The following is a 21,396-nucleotide window of genomic DNA, read 5'->3' on the forward strand; positions in this document are numbered from 1 at the left end:
CCCTCAGCTACTTGTCGGTTACGGACTGTTCGCCCGTGTCAATGTTCCGCGTCACCACAACAACGTCACCATTGGGGCGGACTGCCTCGAAAGACTCGAAACGGCCCGTGCCTTCCGGCTCCGGCCTGGACTCAACCTCGGGTTTTGTGACTTCCGGCTCAACAACTTCCATCTCGGGCAGGGCTTCAACGGCCGCCTCAGTGGCGACCTCGGCGGGAACCTCCCCCTTGACGTTCGGCACGCCCCTAGGCATTGAGTACGCCCGTCAAGCGTGCAGCTGCTTTTCCACCGAACACGCCCAAGCCCGTGTAGAACTCGATGCGGGTACGGTAGGCAGGCTTTTCCTGCAACTCGCCCAAGTCGTACACCTGAACCCCGCCGTTGGTCAGGCCCGTCACGGCCTGATCACCTTCGGAGCCGCCGAAACGAACCGCGTAGATGGACGACGCCGTGCCCGAAGCGGTACCCTGCGTCTCGGTCTGCGGAATGACGCTCGTGCCAGCCAGGTTTGCGCCAGCATCCAGCAACGGCACACCGTTCCAAGTGACAATGCGCTTGCCGGTCAGATCCTCGCGCACGATCTCCACACCACCAACGCGGCGGCCAGCAGAACGCAGCTTGCCGATAATCGCGGCATTCGCGTAGATTGCGCCATTGGAGGCATCCAAGCCGGGCACAGACGCAATGAGCTCGTCCAGCTTGTCCATGAATGAGTGAGTGTCCGTGCCGCCGTTACCAAGAACGGGGATACCGTTCGTGCCAGCGGAGATAACCTGAGCGCCAGTCAGTCGCTTCTTGAGTCCGTCGAAGCTCTTGGTGTCAACGGACACGTCGCCGTTGAAGAACGTGTCCTGGAACTTGTAGGACGCGGCCTTGACCTTGAGTGCGGTCTGCTCGGCGCGCTGGTCATTCAGGTTGCCGCGAGTCTGGACAATGAACTTGTCCACATCGGCGTCACCACCAAGGATGACCAACGACTCAGACTTCTGGTTGAACGTACCCGTCGATTCGACGTACGCCTCATTGACGCCACGGAACGCGATGCCGGGAAGCGTAGCTTCCTCGTTGTACGCAAAAGCGTTGCCCTCAATGGTCATGAAGGGGATCCGGTCAAGGATCGGAGAGGCCTGCACGAACGTCTCCATGACGCCGCGTGCCAAAGTGTTCTGAGACAGCTTGGCCGCCTCAACAAGGGTGATAGCCATGTGGCTTACCAACTTTCCTGTGATAGTTACCCGCCGGCTATTGCCCTAGGGTTATTTGCTTGGTGTGGTGTATGCCTGTCGGAGACGGTCAAGACCAGGAGCCACGTCGTTTCGATCCTCGCCACGAGCGCCAGCGCCGGGAACTTCGCGGGGAGACTTGGAAGTTCCCCACTTAGCAATCCATTCATCAGCGTCAGCTTCGATCTCTTCCTTCGTGGACCCGCGCAAACGCTCGGCAGCATCCAAATCAAGCCCCTTAGAGGCTGCAATCTGGTAGCGCTGAATCGTGGACTCCAAAGAACCGATGGTGCTGTCCTTTTCGCGGTCTGACTTTTCAAGCTGGGCGAATCGCTCGCCACGCTTCTGTTCGTCAGACTTTGATGCATCCTCAAGTTCCCGAACGCGAGCCTCGGCAACTTTGCGAGCATCGCGCTCAGACGCAAGGGCCTTTTCTCCGTTCTCGCCAAGCGGCTTGTCACCTTCGGGCGCAGGAGTTTCGGCTAGGGCAGCAGCCGGTGTCGCACCAGCCGGCGCAGGGCCCCCGGCGCCTTCCTCCATGACCGCATCGCCAAACGTGAGGCGGTGAAAGTCCATCAGCGCAGTAATGCCACCGGGTGCGGTGATGTCGATGCCATGGATTGTTCGCTTGCTCATTGATGTCTCCTATTTGAAAGCCGCATCGCACGGCAAATAACCCCGGCGCATCGCACGCAAGGGAAAACTTTGGGGTGTTACTTCGTAAAGACCTGACCGCCAGTAGCAAGCCAACGACGAAAGTTCGTTTCAGCCGTCGCGGCAATCTGCGGAGTTAGCGGCCCGGAGCCGTAGGGGTTGCGGCCATCGCGCACCGTGTCCCATTGCAGGCGAGCATCACGCAAACGCTTATCCGCTGCGGTGAGCTCCGATATGGACGCGCCGCCGCCCGGCCTAAGAACACCGGCAGGTTGCTGACCTCCCGGCAGGATGTAGCCGTACTTTTGCAGGTCAACAAGTGCAGCCGCTCGGTTATCACCGTTCAGTCTGTAAATAGCCTCGGGAGTTAGCCGCCTAGACTTACCGAACGCGCCGCGCTTAGTCGTGCCCTCGGACGTAAAAGCCGACTTCACGTTCTGGCCGCGCTTGGATCCATCCATCGACTCACCTGCGTACTTCATCCCGCGCCGTGAGTTCACAACCTGGAACATGTCGCCACCATCGCGGATAGCCTGAGCGCCCGCCTTGGTGAACGCCTTGTCTTGCTCAGTGTCAGAGAGTGATTTGAAGTACTCGTAAGGGTCGGTCGTAACGTTCTCGGAGATATTTTCAGTGGTCGGAATATGGCGGCAGTCGCAATTGGGATGCCGAAGAAACCCGGCGTTCCAACGATAAAACTTCCCCGCCAACACAACACAGTCCTTGCATGACGGCAGCGACAGCATCCGGACATACCCAACGCCCTGCCGGGACGCAATATCAACAGACGCCGCCCCACGCCCCGAATCGGCCACAGCGGACCGAACGTTACGATCCAACAGTGAGCGGCCCGCAGAGAGAGCCTGGGACAGTGGCACGCCGGCGCCAATGAGCTGCTTCACCCCCGCAACCGGCGAATACAGCATGCCCTCAATGGGCCCGCCATCCTTGCCGATACCAGCGAACGCATTCACGTCAACAAACCCCTGCGGTGCACGATACAATCCCTGAGCAGCCAACGTGGTCGCACCATAAGACGCCCCATCAATGGCAGCCTCACGCTGAACCGCCGTCAAAACAGTGGCCAGTTGCGGGATCTGAGCGTTCCAAGAATCCGTCAAACTGCCAGCAACAACAGAACGCCAGAAACGCCGGCCAGCCTTCACCGCCAGCAATTCCAGCGCCCTCATGCGCTTGTCATGCGCCAGCGCTGCGTCAGGGAAGCTAGCCACCGATCTTCGCCGCCAAGGCGTTCACCGTAGCGTCCTGCGCCGCAATATCGCCATCAGAGTTCTTCACCCATTCGGCAACCTTCGGCGGAGTAGCAGACGGCAACATCATCCACGCATCCTCACGCGCCATGCCCGAAGCAATAAGCTTCTGAATGGCATCAACAATCTGCGCGAACGAACGAATCTCACTGTCAGCCCAAATGACCTCAGCAGCCACATCATCGAACGCCGTCCCACGAGCCCGGTTCGCAAGGTTCATGACCGTTTCCAGCGACTCGCCAGCAGCCCTTTGCAGATCACCAATGAGTGACTGGAACGTTGCCTCAGCGCCAGCCATGGCGTCCCCGGCAGTGTTCGCCATCTTGTTCATCGCGTACTGTGGCGGAACCTGCGCCGTCCCGAAGAACGTTGAGAGAAACTGCTCAAGAACAACGATGTAGTTACTCAGGTTCGACTCAGCAAGGTCAAAGACCTTAGTGTCAGCGCCAGGGAACACAAGCGCACGGTCAACACCAATGCGGCCCGGCGTGTTGAGCACAGGCTGCGGCAACCCGTTCGCGTCAAGCACCGGATTACCCTCGCCATCAAGCTTGATAAGCGGGTTGCCAGCCTTGTCACGTACAACAGGATCAAAGCCGGTAAAAACGCGCTGCCGGAATGCGCTAAATTGCATTGCCAGCAGAGCGTTGAAGCGAATAGTGTTGATCGCGTCCTGCTGTGGCATGAGCGGCGTAATAGACGGGCGAGGCTTACCCTCAGCGTTCACATTGAAATCAAACGGCACGAACGGCACGGACCCAAGATTGTGGGCACCCTCAGCCACGAGAGACCACGCCTTTTCTTTGGCAGCAATCGTGAACCTAACCCACTCGTTATCCGTGTACACATAAGCGATACGCGGCTGCCCTTCGGGTGTCACCAACTCCTTGACCGCGAACAACTGTTCAAACGGATCCTCGGGGTTCGGTTCAATCCACACCCGGCGCGACGACTCAGGCCGAATCTTAGGAGACTTCGGCGTCAAAGGGTTAGGCGAAACCGACATAATCCCGCGCCCATGCAAAAACATCTGCTGGAACACAATCGACTGCCGAGAGTCCAGCTTGTTCGGCTGCCAAATCTCATTCCACGCAACAATGTCCGCAGCCTTATCGCGGCCAGTACGGAACCCATCAGCCTGCATCCTCTGAATCGGGGCACCCATCGCCAGTCCAAGGAAATTCGCCAACGACATGCGCTGAACGGCCTTGTACTCATCATTCACACCCTCCGGCGCGAACGGCAGATCCTGGTCACCCTCAAAATAGGATTGACGACGATCCCAAGCCGGAGCCTGAGCCGTCAAAGATGCAAGACCACGATTCAGATAGTCGAGCGCAATTTTAGCGTCCACGCGCCACCATCCTTAGTTGAATCCATAGACGGCATGGGAAATGCCAGAAGCTTCGGGGGTTTTGCCCCATCCGGCCTCACGGGCGTCAGATGCGGCGGTGTGCGCCAAGATACGGGCCATAGCGGCGTCAATCTTTTGGTGATTGGTCGGCTTGATCAGCACGTACTGCTGGCCCGTCTTGGCGGCCTTGCGTGCGTTCGCGAAATGCAAGCCCGCAATGGGGCATCCATCGTGAGTTATGCGCCCTGTGGCTAGGTCAATCTCAAAGCGCTTGATCTCGGCAAACATGGCCTTGATCCGGTTGGTGGCCCACTCAAACACGTGATGCTCGCCGTATTTGAGGGACCAGTCACCAATCTCGCTATACCAGTCCTGTGGGTCACAATAGAACCGCTCAACCTTGTACCGCTCGAACAATTCATCAACCGCAGCATGAACCTCACTACGGGGAATCTGACCGCCCCACTCGGCGGGATTCCAAATCGCCGGGCGCCTATCCGGCCCATAACGCGGCGTGAATGTGAGCCCGTCAATCGTCTCGCCCTGGATCGCAGTGAAGTCGTCATTCTCACTCCCATCAAAGCCAAGCGTGATCTGCGTTCCATCGTCAGGATTGGGAAGCCAAGGGCGTTGCGTAAGCTGCATCCCACAACCCATCCCTCAGCCATGCGCCAGAACCGGACACGAGCTTGTTGCCGAAGAACCGTTCAGCCTGCGGACGGTCGGTTTCGATCAGCTCCGCAGCCTCGCCCTCGATGTCATCCAAGTTGACCCACGGAGAGCCCTCGTAAACGAATTGATGAATGCGGCGGCGCTCACGCTTGTTCCCGTAGGACCAATCCGCCGGCGGCTGCCGGAAGAACTTGAAGATATCCTTCGCCTGAGACTCAAAAGTGCGCTGAGCCAGCGAGTTGATCGCCGGATCCCATGCGTTCGTTGTCTCAATTGACCGCCCACCCATCCCAGCCAGGCCGCGTCGCATCGTCTGCGCCACACCCAAAAGCTTGTTCTGCACCGTGTATGTTCCAGTCTCGTCCTGAATAGCAAACGTGATCGGCTGGCCAAGGCGCGACTGGGCGCTGGAAGAAACAATGTCGATCCTGTTGGACTTCGGCCCGCCGTCACCATCCAACACCCGAATGAAGCCCTCACGGATAGCCATAAGCTCCGTCAACGGCCCCTCCATTAGCATTGTCGAAAGCGGCCCATAAACGTTGCCAACCTGCGCCTCAGACGACGCCAACAACTGAATTAGCGGCCCAGGCCGACGCCGCCCCATCGGCTCGCCCGGCTCATACTCAAACTCAAAGCCACACGAGCAACCATTATTCGAACACAGGTACTTATCCCCCTCAGCCGCCCAACCACAAAACATCGTCGGTCCCGCAGCCTCACCAGCCGTAATCGCAGCAGACCAAGGCCCCTTACCCGTCTTCTGTGGCGCCACAATCAGCGAACGGCGGTAATGGAACGCACTCGCAAGCAACGGTGAGTCAGGATTCCACTTCACGCCCTCACGGACCCGGTAATGGTTCGCCGTACACCAGAACTGCCAATCAGACTGAGAGAACGGCCGGCGAATACCAAGCACGTCAGGAATCGAGCAATGCGCCGCATACCACTCGTCCAGCAAGTCGCCCAGCGTGGGGAAATTGACCTCGAACTGGCTAGCCGCCACCATTGACAGACCTCAACCGCCGCTTTGGCGGGGCCTTAGGGGCAGCTTCATCGTCGGCAGACTTCTCCTGACGCTTTTCAGCAACCTCGTCAGCAGCAATCGCCCAACCATTGCCAACTAGTCCGGCCGGAGTCAGCCCAATCTGATCGGCGAACCGATGCAGGGAATTTTTGTCGGCAGCCTGGGCATCAGAAGACTCGCAAAGGGCAGCCGTTCGAACCCACATCGCCACAGAATGCCAGCGCCAGGACTCACGAGCCCACGCAGCCGCCTGCGGAGTTGACCAAGCAAACGCCCACAGCTCCAACTCACGAGCGAACCTCTCCTGCGTGGCATCCTCATCAAACTCACGAACCGTCTTTCCCTCGTCCTTGAAAACGTAATAGACGGAAACCCTGGACAGCGGGAACCCCGGAACATCGCCATCAAAACCACCAGACGGCAACGCAGTAACGGAAAAACCCATCCGGTCTGAACGCTCAGACCGCGGATCCTTCGGCGGACCAGAACGGGCACGAGCACCACCACTAGCCATAAGAAACCTCCAAGAACGGCATCGCGCCGAAGCAAGAACCGGCATCGCGCCGGCCCTTTGAAAAGTTTTGAACCCGCCGCACATCGAAGAGACCTCCCCGGCGGCACGATCGGTTGCCCGCCAGAGGGGGTTCCCCCCACCCCTGAGCGCCGCTTTCCGTCCCTCGTGTCAGTCGTATCGGTGTGAGGCTTGCCCTGCTGCTTTGAGGTTGCACGCACCGTGTTCGGGTCCGCGTATGATGCTGCGGTCCTCGTCGTCGTGGCCTAGGTGCCAGTCGTCGGTGGCTGGTATGAGTTCGATGCAGCGCCAGCAGTGGACGGTGCCAGTTCTTACTTTGGGTTCCCATTGTTTGCGGGTTTGTGCGAACACTTTGCCGCCGCTGCGTTGGTAGTAGTTGCCACGCTTGGCCTCGTACTCTGCGTTGTGTTCTGCGCAGTAGCGGCCATTGGCTGGGTGTGGGCAGGATGGCCTCGGGCATATGCGCTTAGCTCGTGCCATATTGTCACCGCCTAAACTTTGGTGCTACCCGCCTACCTTGTGCACGGGTAGGCGGGCGGCGGCGTGCGGGTCTCACCCAGCCCGCGACTCTGGGGTTTGGTTACGGTGTTGCAGGCTCGGCGCGCTCGCTCATGTGTGTTGGTCGCGGGCCGGGGAAGTGTGACCATCGAATGAGGGCAGTCTCGAATAGGCTTTAGGTGGCGCTCTCGGCTTGAGGGTGGCGTCATAACTAGCAAAGGACTCTGGTGGACCACTATTGGTGCGATTGCTGCGACAAACCGTTCAAGACGCTCATGCTTGGAGAAATCGAGGATCCTTCGAAGATGAGGTTTGCCTCAATGTCGACCCTCAGCAATGCATTGTCAATCGGCGTGCAGAGCAACTTGCCTATGTGGGCTTCGTTCAGCCCCGAAGAGGCAAAGGAATGGGCGTTCGATTGTCAGTATATAGAAGGAGTTGACTGGCTCAACATTGCCGCTCTTGCCAATGACTTCTGGGGCGATGCGGAGAACAGTTCTAGAGCCTGGAGCCAGGAAGAGCTCACGAAACATTTGCGTGGACTTGGGGGACGCTTGTTGAATGGAAAGGAGACCGAACTCTTCGTTTCTATTTTCTCGGAACCGATCGAGCTTCAGGCCAACGGGGGCTTCCTAAATGGACGACACCGGGCTCATGCGATGCGCATTTCTGGTGTGGATAAGGTCCCGGTTCTTTACGTTGAGTAGGTTGCTGCTGATTCGCGGGTAGTCCATGCCCCGCCCTAAATAGCGGCAAAGCGAAAGGCTCGAAGCGATTGATTCTGCTTCGAGCCTTTCGTCATTTATTTCGACGCTAAGAACAATCTATGTGACAGCGTTCGAGTTGTCAAATTGTATCTCGAATATGTTTACGCAGCTTTGGCGTAGCTGCTTACTTTCATGCGGGCCCAGAGGTTTCGAACTTTGCGGATCTGGTAGACGGGCTTGCCGAGGTCGTTGCGTCCGATGGGTGCAATTTTGCCGCGGGATGCCCATTGTCTGATGGTGGCGGGTTTGATGCCTTCCATGGTGACGGGGTCGGATACTGCTCGGCTGATTTCGGCGGCGGTGCCTTGGCGGATCCCTGCTGCTTGGAGTGCTTCTTGTCGCCAGGTGGTGGCGTCCCAGGTGGCTTTGCATTTGGGGCAGCGGGAGTTTGGTTCACCCTTATTGGTGAATAGGGGAGTGTTGCAGGCTATTCCGTCCGCCTCGGTGGGGCATTGGCCGGCGAAGACGCGTCCTTCTGCTCGGCGGTCGACGACGCGGTTGCGTTCCCTAGCTAGGTCATCGAGGTCTCGCACCCAGTCGTTTGCTTCGTCATGGGTGGCCAGCCAGCCTGAGTGCGCGTTGGCCTTGTGCGCGAGTTTGGTGGTGTCTGTGACGTACTCGAACCGGCCAAGGTCTTTGTCGACGACGATGCAAAGGCTTGAAAGTAGCGAGTGGTAGCGACTGCGGATCTCGCTGGCTCCGATGTGGAAGACGTTGCGTTCCTTGGGTGACACTCCGCCTCCGACTGCGCCGCCTGTTTTGGCTTGCATGGTGATGGTGATGTCTAGGTCTTCAAGGAGTTCTGGGATCCGGTCGAGGTGGGTGGCGAGTCGGTTCTTGAGTTGAATGTGCTCGTAATCAGCGGTCTGCATTCCATGTCCTCCGAAGACTTGTGGGGCTATGTAGATTTTAACACGTTCTAATGTTCTAATCAGTGTCGGATCGGGCCTATTGCGGGGGATTCCAGAGGGTCGATTGGGCGGAGCCGAGAGTCGTTGGCTGAGGTTGATTGATACAATTGGCGCACAAGCTGAAACCATCGTGGGAACTTGTTGAGGCGCCCATCAAATTTTGTAGGCGCCGTACTTTTAGAGAATTTGGGGCATAAGATGACGAACCCAGCTGCTGCACTGCACGCTATTCTGAGCGGCTGGCTTCAGCCCCCGAAGACATCGATTTATGAGCACCGCACCTTGCACGGGGATGCGGCGGCCGCCAATGTACGCATTCATCGGCAGGCCATGGTCCTGATTTCAGAGATAGAACAGGTCGTTGGCGGAATGGATCTAACTCCGGCTAGGGAAGAAAGCTACGCTAGGGGCATCACGAAGTGGACGAAATGGGTCCTCGCGTTTCCTCACAATTGGCTAGCGGCGCAGAACGAGGGATATGAGACTGTGAAAGACAGTGATGCCCTCGACATGCTGGACCTACTCGCCCAGCATCTGGATTTCATGATGCCTCAAGTAACGGAAATTGAACGGGCGTCGTATCTAGAAACGATTGAGCTGCTGTTGGCCGCCATAACTGCGGATGACACACTTCCGCGAGAAATGAAACAGCACTTGTATATGCTGATCGCGCATGCCAGACAGTGCATCGAAGAACATGAGTTGATGGGAGACTTCGCCCTAAAGTCCGCGGTGGAACGGTTGGCGGCAGCGGCGGCTCAAGCGGCCGAGAAAACGCAGAACCCGAAGGCTTGGGAAGTGTTCAAAAACAGATTTGTTTGGCCCGTGACCACCAATATCCTTGGCGCCGTTCCTACGACCATGCTCGCTATCGAAGCCGCCAAGTCCGCGACTGGTGGCTAGCTCGTTCTGTAGCTCAAGGAGCATCACATCGACTGCATGTCGGTCAGCAAGTTCTATGTATTCGAGGCGTCCCTGGATGGTTCCGAGTAGCTGGAAGCAAGCCGTCCGCTGTGGTCCGGTCAGAATTGAGAACTTCACTTGGCCCTCGTCCGGTTGCGTTTGGGGATCCAGCCGAAGCGATACCCTTCGAGCTTGACTCGCTCGAGTTTGGTGAGTTTGGGATTGTCGAGAAGTTCCATTTTGGACACGCATCGGCGGCATATGTTTTCCTCGTTCGATTTGAACGAGAGTGGCATGACGACACGAATCAGTTTTCCGCAGAGCGCTGCCCGGTAGTCCCAAGTTTCTTCGACGAAGAATGGTTCCTGCATGGCGGGGCGGCTGGTGTTGTTGACGACCGCATGGACTTGCCCGGGGTTGTCCCGCAAGCGTGGCGTCTTGTGTCCGGTCGCCAGGTCTTTGGTGATTACGTAGTTCGTGAGTCCAGCGGCGTATCTGATCTTCTTGGTGGTCATGATTTCTCCTTAGGGATGAGGGCTTCGGCTGGGCTGAGGGAAACCAGCCCAGCCGAAGCTTTTTCTGGGGCAGCTAATGCTGGTTGTCTGCTGCGGCGAACAGGTGGCTGGGACATACTCCGAGGACGCGGGCAATGGCGAAGATATCCCTGACCATCAGCAGGCTCTTGTGGTTCAGCTTCTTTTCCAAAGTGCGAGCCGTCAGGTGGCTGTTTGCGCCCGTCAAGTTTCTGAGACAGTTTGATTGATTTTTCTTCTTACGCTGCTGCTTGTTCGATCTGAACTTCGTATTCCGCTAAGGCACGTGCCGGTGGCAGGCCCTGGTTGTAGGCATGGGGCCGGCGCCGGTTGTACCAGGACTCTATGTATTCCATGACCGCGGTCCGTGCCGCCATGTGATTCGGAAAATTGTGGTGGTGGTACATCTCTGTCTTCAAGTGCGAGAAGAACGACTCGGCGACCGCGTTGTCCCAGCACACCCCGACCTCGCCCATCGACTGCGTGACCTTGTTCCCGGCACACCATTTCTGGAAGTCGCCGGAGGTGTACTGGCTTCCCCGGTCGCTATTGAAAATAGCTCCGTCCGGGTGCAGCCGGCCGTGATCCCGGGCCATTTTGAGGGCGTCAATGATCAGCTCTGTGCGCATGTGCGAGGCCATCGCCCAGCCCACGACCATCCGGGTTGCCAGATCGATGACGGTGGCCAGATACAGCCAGCCTGAGTCTGTTTTCAGGTACGTGATGTCCCCGACCAGCTTCGTTCCCGGCACCGTGGACGTGAAGTCCCGCTTGCCGTCGGCATCGAGCATGTGGTTCTTGATGTGTTCGGTACGGGCTGCCGGGTCAACGACAGTGGTTTTCTTCCACGCCTGCATACGAACCGCCCGCATGCCCTGCTTGTTCATGATCGTCCCGACCGTTGCGGCGGCCACCGGGATGCCCTCGTGGCCCAGGATCGTGGTGATCTGGTCCCTCCCGGCCATGCCCTTCTCCCGCTTGTATACCCGGCACACGTCCTTGGTCAGCTGCTCTTTGCGCAACTGGGTCGGGGTCGGTTCCTGCGGCTTGGTCCAGCGGTAATACGAAGACCTGGGAACCTTCAATTGCTGGCACATCCAGTCAATCTTGTAGTGTGCCTTCTCCTGCCAAATAAACGCATAATAGTCGTCTATCGTTGCTTCGCGGCGAAGAAGGCACTGACTTTTCCCAGAAATTCGATCTCCCGCTTCAGCTCTGCATTCTCGGCCTGCAACGCCTTGTACTTCGCCCATTCCACCGGGCCAGGATCCTTGGAACCGGCCTCGGGATGCTCTTCCTTCCACTCCCTCACCCAGTTCCCCAGCGATCCATCACTGATGCCGATTTCCTTCGCCACCTGCACGATCGGACGGCCCGAGGAAATCACCAACTCAACAGCCTCGGCCTTGAACTCCGGACTGAACTTACGACGACTAGACATGAAACAAATTCTCCTAAACACTGTCTCAATTTAGGATACGGGCGCAGTTGGCCACAATGTCGGCCTCAGAGATTTTCAGGGCGTTCATACAGTCCTTGATGGCCTCAACCACTGCGAGCGATACGGGGTGCTTGGGTGAGAAGATGCTGGGCTGTGCCGTGATTGCGGTACTCATGTGGTCTCTTTCGTGGCGAGGTAGTCGATGCAGTCAAATATGGAGTCCGTTCCAAGGTGGGCCATGGTTTTGCGGGCGACTCGGCTGCCTGACTGCTTCAGGTGTTTGGTGAATTGGGGGTTTCCTTTGACGCGGGGAAGTGTGGAGATCACTTCTTCCGTGGTTCCCATGAGGAGCGCGACTGCTTTCATGCTCAGTACGGGTTCGCCATCTTTGATCGTGTACAGCTTTGGGGCGCTCACGCTGAGAGCTCGTGGAAGAGTGTGGCGCCGAACAATACTTCGTAATCGTCGTTCCAAACTTGATCGAACAGCCAACGGTCAGCTTCTACGTAGGCGTTGATTTCCCGGATGCGCGATCCCACTTCTCCCGGGGATTTCTGTGGGGCGCGGCTATGGTGTGCTTTATAGGCTGCTGAGACTTTACGCCCGAAGATGGACCTTAGGGTTTTCGCTTGCGCCGCGGTTAGTCCGGACTTCTCGTTCAGGTATGACTCGACGTAGAGCGGGATCTGATGGTCGGGGGTCTCCGGTATTTCATCGAGTGCCCGGGCGAGCACAATGCGGGCTTTACCCTCGAGCCAATTCTGATCAACAAGACCACGCGCCAGACCAAGAAGTTCGATCTGGTCCCGGGTCTTTTGCGACAGTGTCAGTTCAGGAACTGGTGCCGGATTAACGCTGGCTGGTATTCCATTGTGCCAATGCTTGTCGAGAACATCAGCTGATTCATTCTGAAAGGCGGCCAGTAGTTCTTGCGAGTTAGGGTTGACGCGGCTGGCCTGGATAGTTGCCAGCCACATCGTCAGTGTTCGTCGAGTGACGGTGACCATGTCGTAGTTCTTGCCGTCAGAACCAGTTGTGTTCATATGGCCATGACTGGCCCAGGGACTGCGTTTGATTCGTCGTAGCTGCGATGACCATTCGAGGCCGAGCGATTCCACGATGGGCCGGAACACCACATGCAGGTCGTCGTCTGCGAGGTGGGCTTCGATGCGGGTGCCGTGGAATGGTATCTGGACTAGGGTTGTCATTGAATTTCTTTCTGGTTGGATGGATTTTCTGTGGTGGCCACCTCGCACGGTGGCCACCACTTTTTAATGGTCGGCTGGGCGCCAGGTTCTACTTGGGCATTTCCGCTTCCCTGATTTCTGCCATCTTCTCGCGGGGCTTTGTGCCTGTGGCCGCCTCCATAACGTCGAAGGCTCCGGCCAGGATGTCGTTCGTCATATGCTTTATGGCTGCGACGAGGACTAAGGGGAGCCCGTGTGTGGTGTGGCGCCGAATGTGTCCCGCAAGGATCTCTTCGGTTTTGGGCTCGTCGCCACAGGCGGCAGCGAGAGCGAATGCGAGGTCCATTGCGTCATCCTGAATTTGCCCCACGTCGATGGTTGCGTTGGGTATACCGTTGTCGTCGACGATGATGTGGGTTGTCGGGCCGTCTATGTTGCTCTGTTCTGGCGCTAGGGCCTCGGCGGTCATGGGGTGATTGAGATCGCCCTTGATCCTTTCAATGCCGGCTGCGGTGAAGAGTGGCAGGTGCCGTTCCTCGCCATCAACCGTCAGAGCGATCTCTTCCATGAAGCCCGCCGCAATCACTTCGGGGTTCACCCGATGCCCGAAGGGGAGTAGGTCCGCTTGTTCGTACGATTGGCCGTTGTGCTGGATGGTCATTGTGGGCTCTTTTCTGGGTTGGCTGAATGACTGGACGCCGATTGGAGTCAGTCTGAAAGTGAAGTGCTGGGTTAGGGGTACGCAGAGGCCGCGTACCCCTGGGAATTACGCGGCTTGGTATCGGTCGCGGATTTCGGAGTAGTGTCCGCAGAAGTCCATATCTGCGGATCCGGTGGTGCCGTGTCGGTTCTTGGCCACGATGAGTTCGATTTCATGTGGAGCTTTCATGAGGTCCCTGTGGAGGAGGATTACCACGTCAGCATCTTGCTCCACGCCGCCTGATGCCCGAAGGTCGGACAGCTGGGGGACTTTACCGTCCCGTTGTTCAGAGCTGCGGTTCAGCTGTGACAGGGCGATGACGGGAACGTCGAGCTGTTGGGCGAGGAGCTTCAGCTTCCGGGAGTTCTCCGTGACGGTCTGGTACTCGTTCTTTTTTGGGTCGGACGGTTCCATGAGCTGAAGGTAGTCCACTACGACAGCTGCCAATCCGTGCTGCCGCTTCACTGACCAGACGTGCCGGCTGATATCCGAGAACTTAGCCCCGTGTGTTTTGTCGACGTACAACGGCATTGCTTCCCACCGCTGAATCGCTGGTGCCATCCGGGTCAGGTCATCGTCGGTGAGGTTGTTCCTGGTGATGTGTCCGATGTCGATCTTCACGTCGTAGGAGATCATGCGTTTCTGAAGCTCAACTTCGGACATTTCTAGTGAGATGAACGCGACTGGGCCGGAGACAGCAAGCCTGATTGCAGCTTGGAGACCAGCAATGGTTTTGCCGACGGAAGGCCGGGCCCCAATGATGTAAAGTCCTCCCGGGCGCCAGCCCTGGATAAGGTGGTTGATGCTGTCCCACGGCGTTTCTTGGTAGGTAACGGGCTCCCCGAACGAGTTTATGGTGTCAGCCAGGGTGGCGCCGATGGCTTCAACGGTCGTTGAGACGCCGGAGACGGCACCCTGAACGGCTTCTAGCGTCTTGTCGACAAGGACGTCAACGTCCATCCCCTCGGTGCCGTACTGAACGAGCCACTGGCCTGCTGAGATCAGCCGGCGCCGGGCTGCGTCCTTGGCGACGATCTCTGCATGGAATGGTACTGCGACACCACTGCCGCCACGGTTGAAGAGTTCGTTTAGCCTTCCCGGGGTTGGGAAGCCTCGCTTCTCGTCTGCCGTCATTTCTTGGATGGACTGGGAGACGGTGATCAAGTCGGCATGGCCGCCCGCGTCGGTGATGTTCTTGATGAGATCGAACAACGCCCCGCCAGCCACGGTGCTGAAGTCGCGCTCCGTGATGGTGACACCGGTAAGGCATTCGCCGCCGCTCAGGAGTGCTGCGCCGAGGATGGATTCTTCTGCGGGCGTCACTGGATTACCACCAGACCAAGAACGCTGTCCAAGGTGAGGTTCTGGTCATGGTAGCGCTGGTATGCCGCTGGCGACAGGCTGCCGGTGGCCACGGCCCGGTTCAGGCGGCGGGAGGCTTCGAGCCAGTGACCGGATTGCTCGTCCGCCTGGGTCGGGTAGACGCCGTTGTGGAACGTGTTGCGACGGGCAGCCTCCATCTCTCGGACCAGTTCGATTACGTGGGCCGGCATGATCCATGCCACTGACTTGGAGAAGTGCTGGCTGACCGCTTTCACGCAGTCCCGGAGCGTGTACTGGGCCAGCAGTTCCTGCCACGCCGCGATGTTCGCAGCGTCGAAATTCCTGTTATCGAATGATTGGATCTTGGCCGCGAACACTGCGGTTTCTTGGATGTCCATGGATCAAATTCCTATCTCGTGCTGGAAGGTTTGGTTTTGTTGTGCCTGCATTTGCTGGCCGAGTGCGAAGGTGGCGCGCATCTTGTCGCCAGTGCTGGGCTTGCTTGTCGTCACGGTGTTGGCTCGGCTGCGGAGGATCCAGTTCTGCCAGGTCTTGCCCCAGTCGAGCTTCGTGGTGTCACGGCCGGTCTTGGCTTCCCAGTAGTTTTTGAACGTCATGGTTTCCAGATTGATGTCCACGTTCGGGGCGTTGGCGGATGCCCACTGAGCCATCTCCGAGCTGATGTGGAAATCTGCTGGGATGCGGCTGCCGCGTTTTTGCGGCGGCACTCTTTTATCTACGTAAGTAGATGTAGTAGTAGCTGTAGTAGTAGGCAGGGCTTGGCCTTGCTCGTGAGGCTGGGCAACTTCTTGGGCAAATGGCTGGGCACGCGATTGGTCATTGTCAGTGAAAGTTACGGGTAAGACTGGGGCATCTTCTTGGCCAGTCGAGCGGCGAAATTCGTCCATGTCCCTACCCAGGCCCTTGACCAGAGCCAAGACTTTCCCTTGTTGAAAAGCTGACCAGGTCGGATACTCAGCTCGAAGCCTTTGGAGCTCAAAGGTGATGATCTGCTGAATCTCGCTTGAAGCAATCCCACCAAAGGCGTTGACCATCGCAATAGACAGCTTTGGTTGCTTCAGTAACCCGTCGTGCCGCAGGAAGGACCGGATGAGTACCTCTTCAGTTTGCTCATCGACGTAGATGAACCGGGCCGCCTGAAGGGCCATGGCGTCGTCATGGATGTCGCTTGCGGTTGTGTCGGGCGACATGGCAGCCAGCCGGCCCGGGCGCCAGTCGGCGACGCCGGCGTAGTTGAGGGTCGGGTGGGTAAGCAGCATTTGGTACAGGTACTTGGCGCCGCGGGGAAGAGCCCGCCAGTCCGCATCGGTCCAGATGTTCGTGTTGATGTTTGCGCGGTCCCTAGCCATCGGTTGAGGAGCCTCCGGTGCCACCGGCAATGCCATCAACAATTTCGGCCATTTCGACTAGTGCGGCGGCAAATTGCCTAGCCTGTTTCGGCGTGAAGTCTTGATATTTTGGCGTCCAGACTTCGATTGCGTGCCGCTCAGTATCGGCGTCCCACGCTGGCGTGATGATCCATTTCCGGTCAGTCATTTCTGGGCCGATCCAGCGATCCGCGCATCCTTCCGCGAGGACGTATCCCAAAGGTGGGTCTGGGTAGGACAGAAAGATACCCTGAAGCTCTGATGGCCTCACGCCGAGCTCATTGGCCTTACGGACCAGCTCTTGGACGGGCCGCGGAAACTTCGACGGCTTGCTGATGCTTGAACATTGTCCCTTGCTTGCCTTACTCATTTTGCTGCACCCCGCTGTTCGTTTAGGTTGAAATTTGCGACCATCGGTGAGGATGCTGGCTCTGCTGTGGCAAGAATTGTAGGGTCATAGTCAGGCATGGTCATTTTTGCTATTGACTGGATTGCCGAGGCAAGAGCGCCCGCCTTGCTAATCGGCCACGGGTTGTCGTCTTCATGGTCTACGAAGAACGAGATTCCGTTTTCCGAATTCCAGCAAGTTGTGATTTTGCTGTCCTCGAGCTGGATCGTTGGGCCGTCCCATTCACCGCTGTAGTCAGGATCGGCCAGCAGTTCCTTGACGTCGTTGACGGTTAGTTTCAGATGGAAGCCAGCTGGGGCTCCGTGACGGGCTCGGATTCGGCTTTCGAGCTCTGCGGTAATTTCCTCGACGGGCAGGGCTCCAAGTTCGGCAGCGCGCTCATGGACGAGGTCAGGGAGCAAGGTAGTAGCGCTCACTTTGCTCGCTCCGAGGTGGCTGCCAGGAGGTTGACGAGGCCAGCCATGACCTGAAGGACTTCTTCACGGGAATCAAATGAGCAGTACTCGTCAGCTTCCTCCGAGGGGTCGTCAAGATCCTTGTATCGCTTCGACAGGGTGAATTGTTCATCACCGCCTTCAAACCAGTTCGAATGGATATCCCACTCCTGCCGGCCGTCCTTCAACTGGATGCCGGGTCCGCGACCTGAGAAGGTTTCGGTTTCTTCGTCGAAGTGGACAGTCTCAGCCCAAGAAGTGGTGCCTGGTACTGTGCCAGTCGCCCGTGTGAGCTGATCCTCCTGCATCGGTACAGCGAGGCGCAGGATGTTGTGCGCGAACTTGACCGCGTCTGCCGGCGACATATCTCGGTCAAGATCCAGCTCGAAATGCAATTGAAAGGCGTTGGTGCTGCGGTCGAACTCGCGGTAGATGTGGTGACCGCATCCCTCGGTAACTGGCGCCATGTAGACCGGAGAACCGGGCTCGGCCTGCTGGTAACCTGTGGGAATCGTGGTGTTGTTGCTAGACTGCAAGTGAATCTGCTCCTTGTAAGGTGTATTTTCTTCGACCGTGACGTGTTCTTTGGCGAGAGCGTCACGGTCTTCTTTTTTCTGAATGCGGATATGTGCCGGGGATGCGAACGTCCTGTCCCCGTTGTCCCACTGGATCCCAATGAACTCGGGCCAGTCTGGACTATGGTCATCAAGGACCGTTCCTTCGAGACCATGGGTCAACCACCGGACCCGGTCTCCGGGATAAAGGCCCATTACTTGCTGGCCCCGTCGAACGCGGCATTGATGTAGGCCACGACGTCTGTTTCCCGGAACATCCTTCGGTTTCCAATAAGTGCAGATGCCGGTGCGGTGCCCACGTGGATCATCCAGCGCAACGATGCTGGCGTCTTGCGCAACATCTGCGCCACCTCCTCCAACGTCAGCAGCTTTGCGACGACAGCTGCTGCCATGAGTTGACTCATTCCGTTCTCCAATTGTCAGCGTTGGCAACCCTTGTCGGTGCGAACAATTTAACGATAGGTGTTGGCAGAGTTGCTGTCAAGCGCATACGATGTTCACCATGCAACAAACACCTGCGGGACCACCCACACAAGAGCAGAACTTTGGCCAAGCAGTCTCCGGCATGAGAGATGTGAGGAAACTCAGTCAGCGCGACTTCGCAGCAAAGTTGACCGAGAAGGGCATGCCGGTTGATGCCTCAGCGGTTTCCCGCATCGAAAATGGCACCCGATCGGTGCGTCTTGTCGAGGCCCTGACCATTGCGGAAGTACTAGACACCGAGCTGGACTGGTTGGTTAGCGGATCAAAGTCAATTTCCCAGCAGTTCACTTCGATGCGAAAGCGGGCGACAAACGCACTCCTCGAGTTAGGGGAGCCAGTCACGGCCGCCGCCTACCACTTGTGGGAAACGCGTTGGTTTCTCTCGAAGAACCCTGAACTATTAGGCGAACTTTCAGACGAAGAGCTAGGCGCACCTAGTGATGCTGACAGTTACCTAAGTTGGGTCGCCAGCAGGATGGAACGTTGGGTCGTTACCGATGAAGAGATTATTCTGGCGGACTCACAGGAGGAACTGGATCAGATAATTGACGTTCTCCATCGACTGGTCCGAATGCACGTCCAGCTCCGCACGGCGCCAGAGGCGGATTTCGAAGACTCCAACGTGTCGGCGGAAGACCCTCAAGACTACGGATTGGCTGCATTCAAGGGCGAGGATAATATCGCCTTCGACGATGAGCCGCACGAAACGTAAGGATCAAGCAGAACGACGTTCGGAAGACGGCCCTAGCCGGTAGCAAATTGGAGGGGATCACCTATGGCGTCGATAAAGAAGCGCCCTAACGGTCAGTGGCGCGCCCGGTATCGTGATGCCGATGGCAAGGAGCATTCGCGTCATTTTCGGCTGAAGAGTAAGAGCGCCACTGCGAAGCCTGGCGAGATCAGTGCGCAGGAGTGGCTGGATGAGGTCACGGCCGCGATGGTTACCGGCAACTATGTTGACCCCAAGAGTGCGAAGCTGACTGTGGGGGAGTGGTGTGAGACTTGGCTAAAGGGCTACGCGAACAACCGTCCGTCATCAGTGAAGCAGGCAAAGTCCCACGTGAAGCGGATCGAGGCGGCGTTCGGGAAGCGCACGTTGGCCAGTGTGCGACCGTCTGAGATCAAATCCTGGACCGCCAAGCTGAAGGCTGATGGTCTGGCGGACTCCACAATCTACGCGCTCCACAGCCGCCTGTCACACATCTTCTCTGACGCCGTTCATGACGGACTGTTGCCCAAGTCTCCGCTAAGTCGGCGCACGTCCCCGCCGATGGGCAAGCAGCGACCCTACGTGGCCACGACGGAGCAGGTATGGGCTCTCTACGACGCCATGGATGCGTGGACTAAGCCGGGCATCCTCCTCGGCGCTTTCGCTGGCCTTCGCGTTGCCGAAGCTATGGCGCTAAGGACGAAAGACATCGACTTCATGCGCGGTGTCATTTCGCCCGCTGTTCAATATCCAGACGAGCCGTTGAAGTCCGAAACAGCCAAGACCCCGATCCCCATCCCGCGTGAGCTTGCCGTAATGCTCAATCGCAACCCGTCCATTCTTGGATCTGAAACCATCGTCGCTGCCGAGCATGGCCGGACGATGGCACCCTACACATTTGAGACACGATTCCGAGACGCCAGAGAAACCATCGAAGGTCTTCCCGATGGTTTTCGCTTCCATGATCTCCGGCACTACTTCGCGTCACTCCTGATCTCCGAAGGCCTTGACGTTAAGGTTGTCCAAGCGCGGCTGAGGCACGCATCCGCCAAGACCACCTTGGATACCTACAGTCACATGTGGCCAGACAAAGACGAGGCTTCGAGGACCGCGGTTGCCGGCGTCCTTGCGGCACGCAAAAAGTCGCTGGGCGGACTAAGCGAGAAATCGGGCTCGTGAAAGGTTGGGCAAAGAAGAAGGACCGGAACGTTGTGTCCCGGTCCTTCTGTGTGTCTTCATGAGAACGTGGTCCGCAGCTAAAGTGTGTTCATCCTCGACTACCTACGAAGGCAAGTATGCCTCGGTTCGATCATGCTGACTTGAAAGTCAAAAAGTTTTTTACTCGGTTGCGCTCACGGAGCTCGCGCTCTTGACGGACGGTTTTCAGAACAGTTTTGAAGTGTTCCTCATTCCGCGTTTGGCTTTGAGCCGGCTTCTTAGTTCGACCAGAAAGTTCAACTTTTCCCATCATGTGCTCCTTTCCTAGTTCCATCATACTAACCTCCATTTCTTGCAGTGCGGTTAGCTTCAGAAAAATAAATACTTAGTGTCGCCGCAAGCAATGACACCGTGGAGCCATCTCTCGCGTCGAGGTCCCCAACCTTTGGGGCATCGAGTGTTAGGAGGCCATATCCAGTTCGTCCAACCCTGATTGGCGCGGAGATGAAGGTCACGTATCCGCTGCCGCTGCCGGCCCATTGATCTGATGCTTGGGCTATGTTGGGTTCGAACAAGAAGTTATCTGCAATACTCAGTGTCTCGAAGGCTTTGTCACCGCGGACCGAGCCGCGCACGAAGTCTCCTGGGCGCTGGGATCTGCCAGCTTTGGCTAAGGGTGTCATTCGCTTTGTATCGTCTGAAATCATGTAGACGACGGCCCGCACTCCCTGGACGCCAGAGTAGGCAACCAATAGATCCTTGACTACTGTATTCGACGCTTGCTTCAGTGCGGCTTGCCTAGTTTTCTTCGGTGAGGCGGCTAGCGAACAAATGTCTTCCAAGAGAGGCGGTATGGATTCATCCATGACTCGTTCTCTTGCCGCAGTTACATCTTCGGCGTCCTCGTTTTTGGAATCCCAGTAAAGGTTGCCTGCCGAAGGTAATGCGGTGACGAGTCCTACCCCGATACCTAAGACCCTGACCCCCAGCGTAAGATCGCTGCTGCTCAGCATGGCCCCGCCGCACAGTGCACCCAAGCTTGCTAGCACAAGGGTCCAAGGCGCAAATCGTGAGGACTGATAAGAAAACCACGCCCACAGGGTGACTATGGGGTTAGGGGGCGAGATAGCAGGCATCAGGCAATCGTACCCGTCAGCAACATGAAGCATGACATTGTAGGCACTGCAGAAAATGAGGGCCGGAACAATGTGTTCCAGGCCCTCATTTTCTGTCATGAAGTTTTT

General features: G+C 57.4%; 27 protein-coding genes. 4 read left to right on the forward strand and 23 right to left on the reverse strand.

Annotated elements, in window-relative coordinates:
* Positions 1-7 precede the first annotated feature (7 nt).
* The 8 genes from AOC05_RS04990 to AOC05_RS05025 all read right to left on the reverse strand — a co-directional run bounded on the left by AOC05_RS04990 (position 8) and on the right by AOC05_RS05025 (position 6,646).
* Positions 8-241: a hypothetical protein gene (locus AOC05_RS04990; protein ID WP_157374908.1), complete on the reverse strand. Its 234-nt coding sequence runs from the start codon at positions 239-241 to the stop codon at positions 8-10.
* A 4-nt stretch (positions 242-245) separates the two neighbouring features.
* Entirely contained in the window at positions 246-1,205 is a 960-nt protein-coding gene (locus tag AOC05_RS04995; RefSeq protein WP_062006174.1) for a major capsid protein, read from the reverse strand.
* 51 nt (positions 1,206-1,256) lie between these two features.
* Positions 1,257-1,859: a hypothetical protein gene (locus AOC05_RS05000; protein WP_062006176.1), complete on the reverse strand. Its 603-nt coding sequence runs from the start codon at positions 1,857-1,859 to the stop codon at positions 1,257-1,259.
* 77 nt (positions 1,860-1,936) lie between these two features.
* Positions 1,937-3,067, reverse strand: a complete 1,131-nt coding sequence (locus tag AOC05_RS05005; RefSeq protein WP_157374909.1) for a hypothetical protein — start codon at positions 3,065-3,067, stop codon at positions 1,937-1,939.
* A gap of 34 nt (positions 3,068-3,101) precedes the next feature.
* Positions 3,102-4,502 carry a phage portal protein gene (locus AOC05_RS05010; RefSeq protein WP_062006179.1) on the reverse strand — a complete coding sequence of 467 codons (1,401 nt, stop codon included), beginning with the start codon at positions 4,500-4,502 and terminating at the stop codon, positions 3,102-3,104.
* A 12-nt stretch (positions 4,503-4,514) separates the two neighbouring features.
* Positions 4,515-5,147: a terminase TerL endonuclease subunit gene (locus AOC05_RS05015; protein ID WP_062006180.1), complete on the reverse strand. Its 633-nt coding sequence runs from the start codon at positions 5,145-5,147 to the stop codon at positions 4,515-4,517.
* Positions 5,110-6,183 carry a hypothetical protein gene (locus tag AOC05_RS05020; protein WP_062006181.1) on the reverse strand — a complete coding sequence of 358 codons (1,074 nt, stop codon included), beginning with the start codon at positions 6,181-6,183 and terminating at the stop codon, positions 5,110-5,112. Before AOC05_RS05020 ends, AOC05_RS05015 begins: the two co-directional genes overlap by 38 nt.
* Positions 6,170-6,646, reverse strand: a complete 477-nt coding sequence (locus AOC05_RS05025; protein ID WP_197277898.1) for a hypothetical protein — start codon at positions 6,644-6,646, stop codon at positions 6,170-6,172. Before AOC05_RS05025 ends, AOC05_RS05020 begins: the two co-directional genes overlap by 14 nt.
* An 812-nt stretch (positions 6,647-7,458) precedes the next feature.
* Here AOC05_RS05025 and AOC05_RS05030 point away from each other — a divergent pair.
* Positions 7,459-7,938: a hypothetical protein gene (locus AOC05_RS05030; protein ID WP_062006185.1), complete on the forward strand. Its 480-nt coding sequence runs from the start codon at positions 7,459-7,461 to the stop codon at positions 7,936-7,938.
* A 161-nt stretch (positions 7,939-8,099) separates the two neighbouring features.
* On the opposite strand, the gene AOC05_RS05035 is transcribed toward AOC05_RS05030, so the two are convergent.
* On the reverse strand, positions 8,100-8,870 hold the full coding sequence (locus tag AOC05_RS05035) for a hypothetical protein (protein WP_062006187.1): 771 nt from the start codon (positions 8,868-8,870) through the stop codon (positions 8,100-8,102).
* A gap of 237 nt (positions 8,871-9,107) precedes the next feature.
* Here AOC05_RS05035 and AOC05_RS05040 point away from each other — a divergent pair, with 237 nt between their 5' ends.
* Positions 9,108-9,812 carry a hypothetical protein gene (locus AOC05_RS05040; RefSeq protein ID WP_062006189.1) on the forward strand — a complete coding sequence of 235 codons (705 nt, stop codon included), beginning with the start codon at positions 9,108-9,110 and terminating at the stop codon, positions 9,810-9,812.
* A 134-nt stretch (positions 9,813-9,946) separates the two neighbouring features.
* Here the strand turns inward: AOC05_RS05040 and AOC05_RS05045 are convergent, their stop codons facing one another.
* The 13 genes from AOC05_RS05045 to AOC05_RS05105 form a co-directional block, all read right to left on the reverse strand.
* Positions 9,947-10,327, reverse strand: coding sequence for a hypothetical protein (locus AOC05_RS05045; RefSeq protein ID WP_062006191.1), 381 nt, complete (start codon positions 10,325-10,327; stop codon positions 9,947-9,949).
* Between the two features lie 257 nt (positions 10,328-10,584).
* Positions 10,585-11,786, reverse strand: a protein-coding gene (locus AOC05_RS05050) for an IS3 family transposase (RefSeq protein WP_157374911.1) whose coding sequence is annotated in 2 segments (ribosomal slippage) — positions 10,585-11,534 and positions 11,534-11,786 — 1,203 coding nt in all. Because the reading frame shifts where the segments join, the coding sequence is not laid out codon by codon here.
* A 25-nt stretch (positions 11,787-11,811) separates the two neighbouring features.
* Positions 11,812-11,961: a hypothetical protein gene (locus tag AOC05_RS19305; RefSeq protein ID WP_157374912.1), complete on the reverse strand. Its 150-nt coding sequence runs from the start codon at positions 11,959-11,961 to the stop codon at positions 11,812-11,814.
* The gene (locus AOC05_RS05060) at positions 11,958-12,203 is read right to left on the reverse strand and encodes a hypothetical protein (protein ID WP_062006198.1); all 246 of its coding nucleotides are present in this window, start codon (positions 12,201-12,203) and stop codon (positions 11,958-11,960) included. Before AOC05_RS05060 ends, AOC05_RS19305 begins: the two co-directional genes overlap by 4 nt.
* Positions 12,200-12,994 (reverse strand): phage antirepressor N-terminal domain-containing protein, encoded by a 795-nt coding sequence (locus AOC05_RS05065; RefSeq protein WP_062006200.1) that lies wholly within the window; start codon positions 12,992-12,994, stop codon positions 12,200-12,202. The genes AOC05_RS05060 and AOC05_RS05065 overlap by 4 nt, the downstream gene beginning before the upstream one ends.
* A gap of 88 nt (positions 12,995-13,082) precedes the next feature.
* Positions 13,083-13,634 (reverse strand): hypothetical protein, encoded by a 552-nt coding sequence (locus tag AOC05_RS05070; protein WP_062006202.1) that lies wholly within the window; start codon positions 13,632-13,634, stop codon positions 13,083-13,085.
* A gap of 105 nt (positions 13,635-13,739) precedes the next feature.
* Complete coding sequence (locus AOC05_RS05075; RefSeq protein ID WP_062006204.1) at positions 13,740-14,996, reverse strand: replicative DNA helicase; 1,257 nt, start codon at positions 14,994-14,996, stop codon at positions 13,740-13,742.
* The gene (locus AOC05_RS05080; RefSeq protein WP_062006206.1) at positions 14,993-15,394 is read right to left on the reverse strand and encodes a hypothetical protein; all 402 of its coding nucleotides are present in this window, start codon (positions 15,392-15,394) and stop codon (positions 14,993-14,995) included. Before AOC05_RS05080 ends, AOC05_RS05075 begins: the two co-directional genes overlap by 4 nt.
* A gap of 3 nt (positions 15,395-15,397) precedes the next feature.
* Positions 15,398-16,276: a hypothetical protein gene (locus AOC05_RS05085; protein ID WP_157374913.1), complete on the reverse strand. Its 879-nt coding sequence runs from the start codon at positions 16,274-16,276 to the stop codon at positions 15,398-15,400.
* Positions 16,277-16,358: 82 nt separating this feature from the next.
* Complete coding sequence (locus tag AOC05_RS19310) at positions 16,359-16,754, reverse strand: hypothetical protein (RefSeq protein ID WP_157374914.1); 396 nt, start codon at positions 16,752-16,754, stop codon at positions 16,359-16,361.
* Positions 16,751-17,209, reverse strand: coding sequence for a hypothetical protein (locus AOC05_RS05095; protein WP_062006212.1), 459 nt, complete (start codon positions 17,207-17,209; stop codon positions 16,751-16,753). Before AOC05_RS05095 ends, AOC05_RS19310 begins: the two co-directional genes overlap by 4 nt.
* Positions 17,206-17,997 carry a hypothetical protein gene (locus AOC05_RS05100; protein ID WP_062006214.1) on the reverse strand — a complete coding sequence of 264 codons (792 nt, stop codon included), beginning with the start codon at positions 17,995-17,997 and terminating at the stop codon, positions 17,206-17,208. The genes AOC05_RS05095 and AOC05_RS05100 overlap by 4 nt, the downstream gene beginning before the upstream one ends.
* Positions 17,997-18,206 (reverse strand): helix-turn-helix domain-containing protein, encoded by a 210-nt coding sequence (locus AOC05_RS05105; protein ID WP_231687181.1) that lies wholly within the window; start codon positions 18,204-18,206, stop codon positions 17,997-17,999. Before AOC05_RS05105 ends, AOC05_RS05100 begins: the two co-directional genes overlap by 1 nt.
* Before the next feature lie 98 nt (positions 18,207-18,304).
* Between AOC05_RS05105 and AOC05_RS05110 the strand changes: the two genes are divergently transcribed.
* Both AOC05_RS05110 and AOC05_RS05115 read left to right on the forward strand, forming a co-directional pair.
* Positions 18,305-18,997: a helix-turn-helix domain-containing protein gene (locus AOC05_RS05110; protein WP_197277899.1), complete on the forward strand. Its 693-nt coding sequence runs from the start codon at positions 18,305-18,307 to the stop codon at positions 18,995-18,997.
* Between the two features lie 63 nt (positions 18,998-19,060).
* On the forward strand, positions 19,061-20,173 hold the full coding sequence (locus tag AOC05_RS05115) for a tyrosine-type recombinase/integrase (RefSeq protein ID WP_062006220.1): 1,113 nt from the start codon (positions 19,061-19,063) through the stop codon (positions 20,171-20,173).
* A gap of 317 nt (positions 20,174-20,490) precedes the next feature.
* Here AOC05_RS05115 and AOC05_RS05125 read toward each other — a convergent pair whose 3' ends face one another.
* Positions 20,491-21,387: a GAF domain-containing protein gene (locus AOC05_RS05125; RefSeq protein WP_062006223.1), complete on the reverse strand. Its 897-nt coding sequence runs from the start codon at positions 21,385-21,387 to the stop codon at positions 20,491-20,493.
* Positions 21,388-21,396: the final 9 nt, after the last annotated feature.

This window comes from Arthrobacter alpinus, assembly GCF_001294625.1.
GTDB lineage: Bacteria > Actinomycetota > Actinomycetes > Actinomycetales > Micrococcaceae > Specibacter > Specibacter alpinus_A.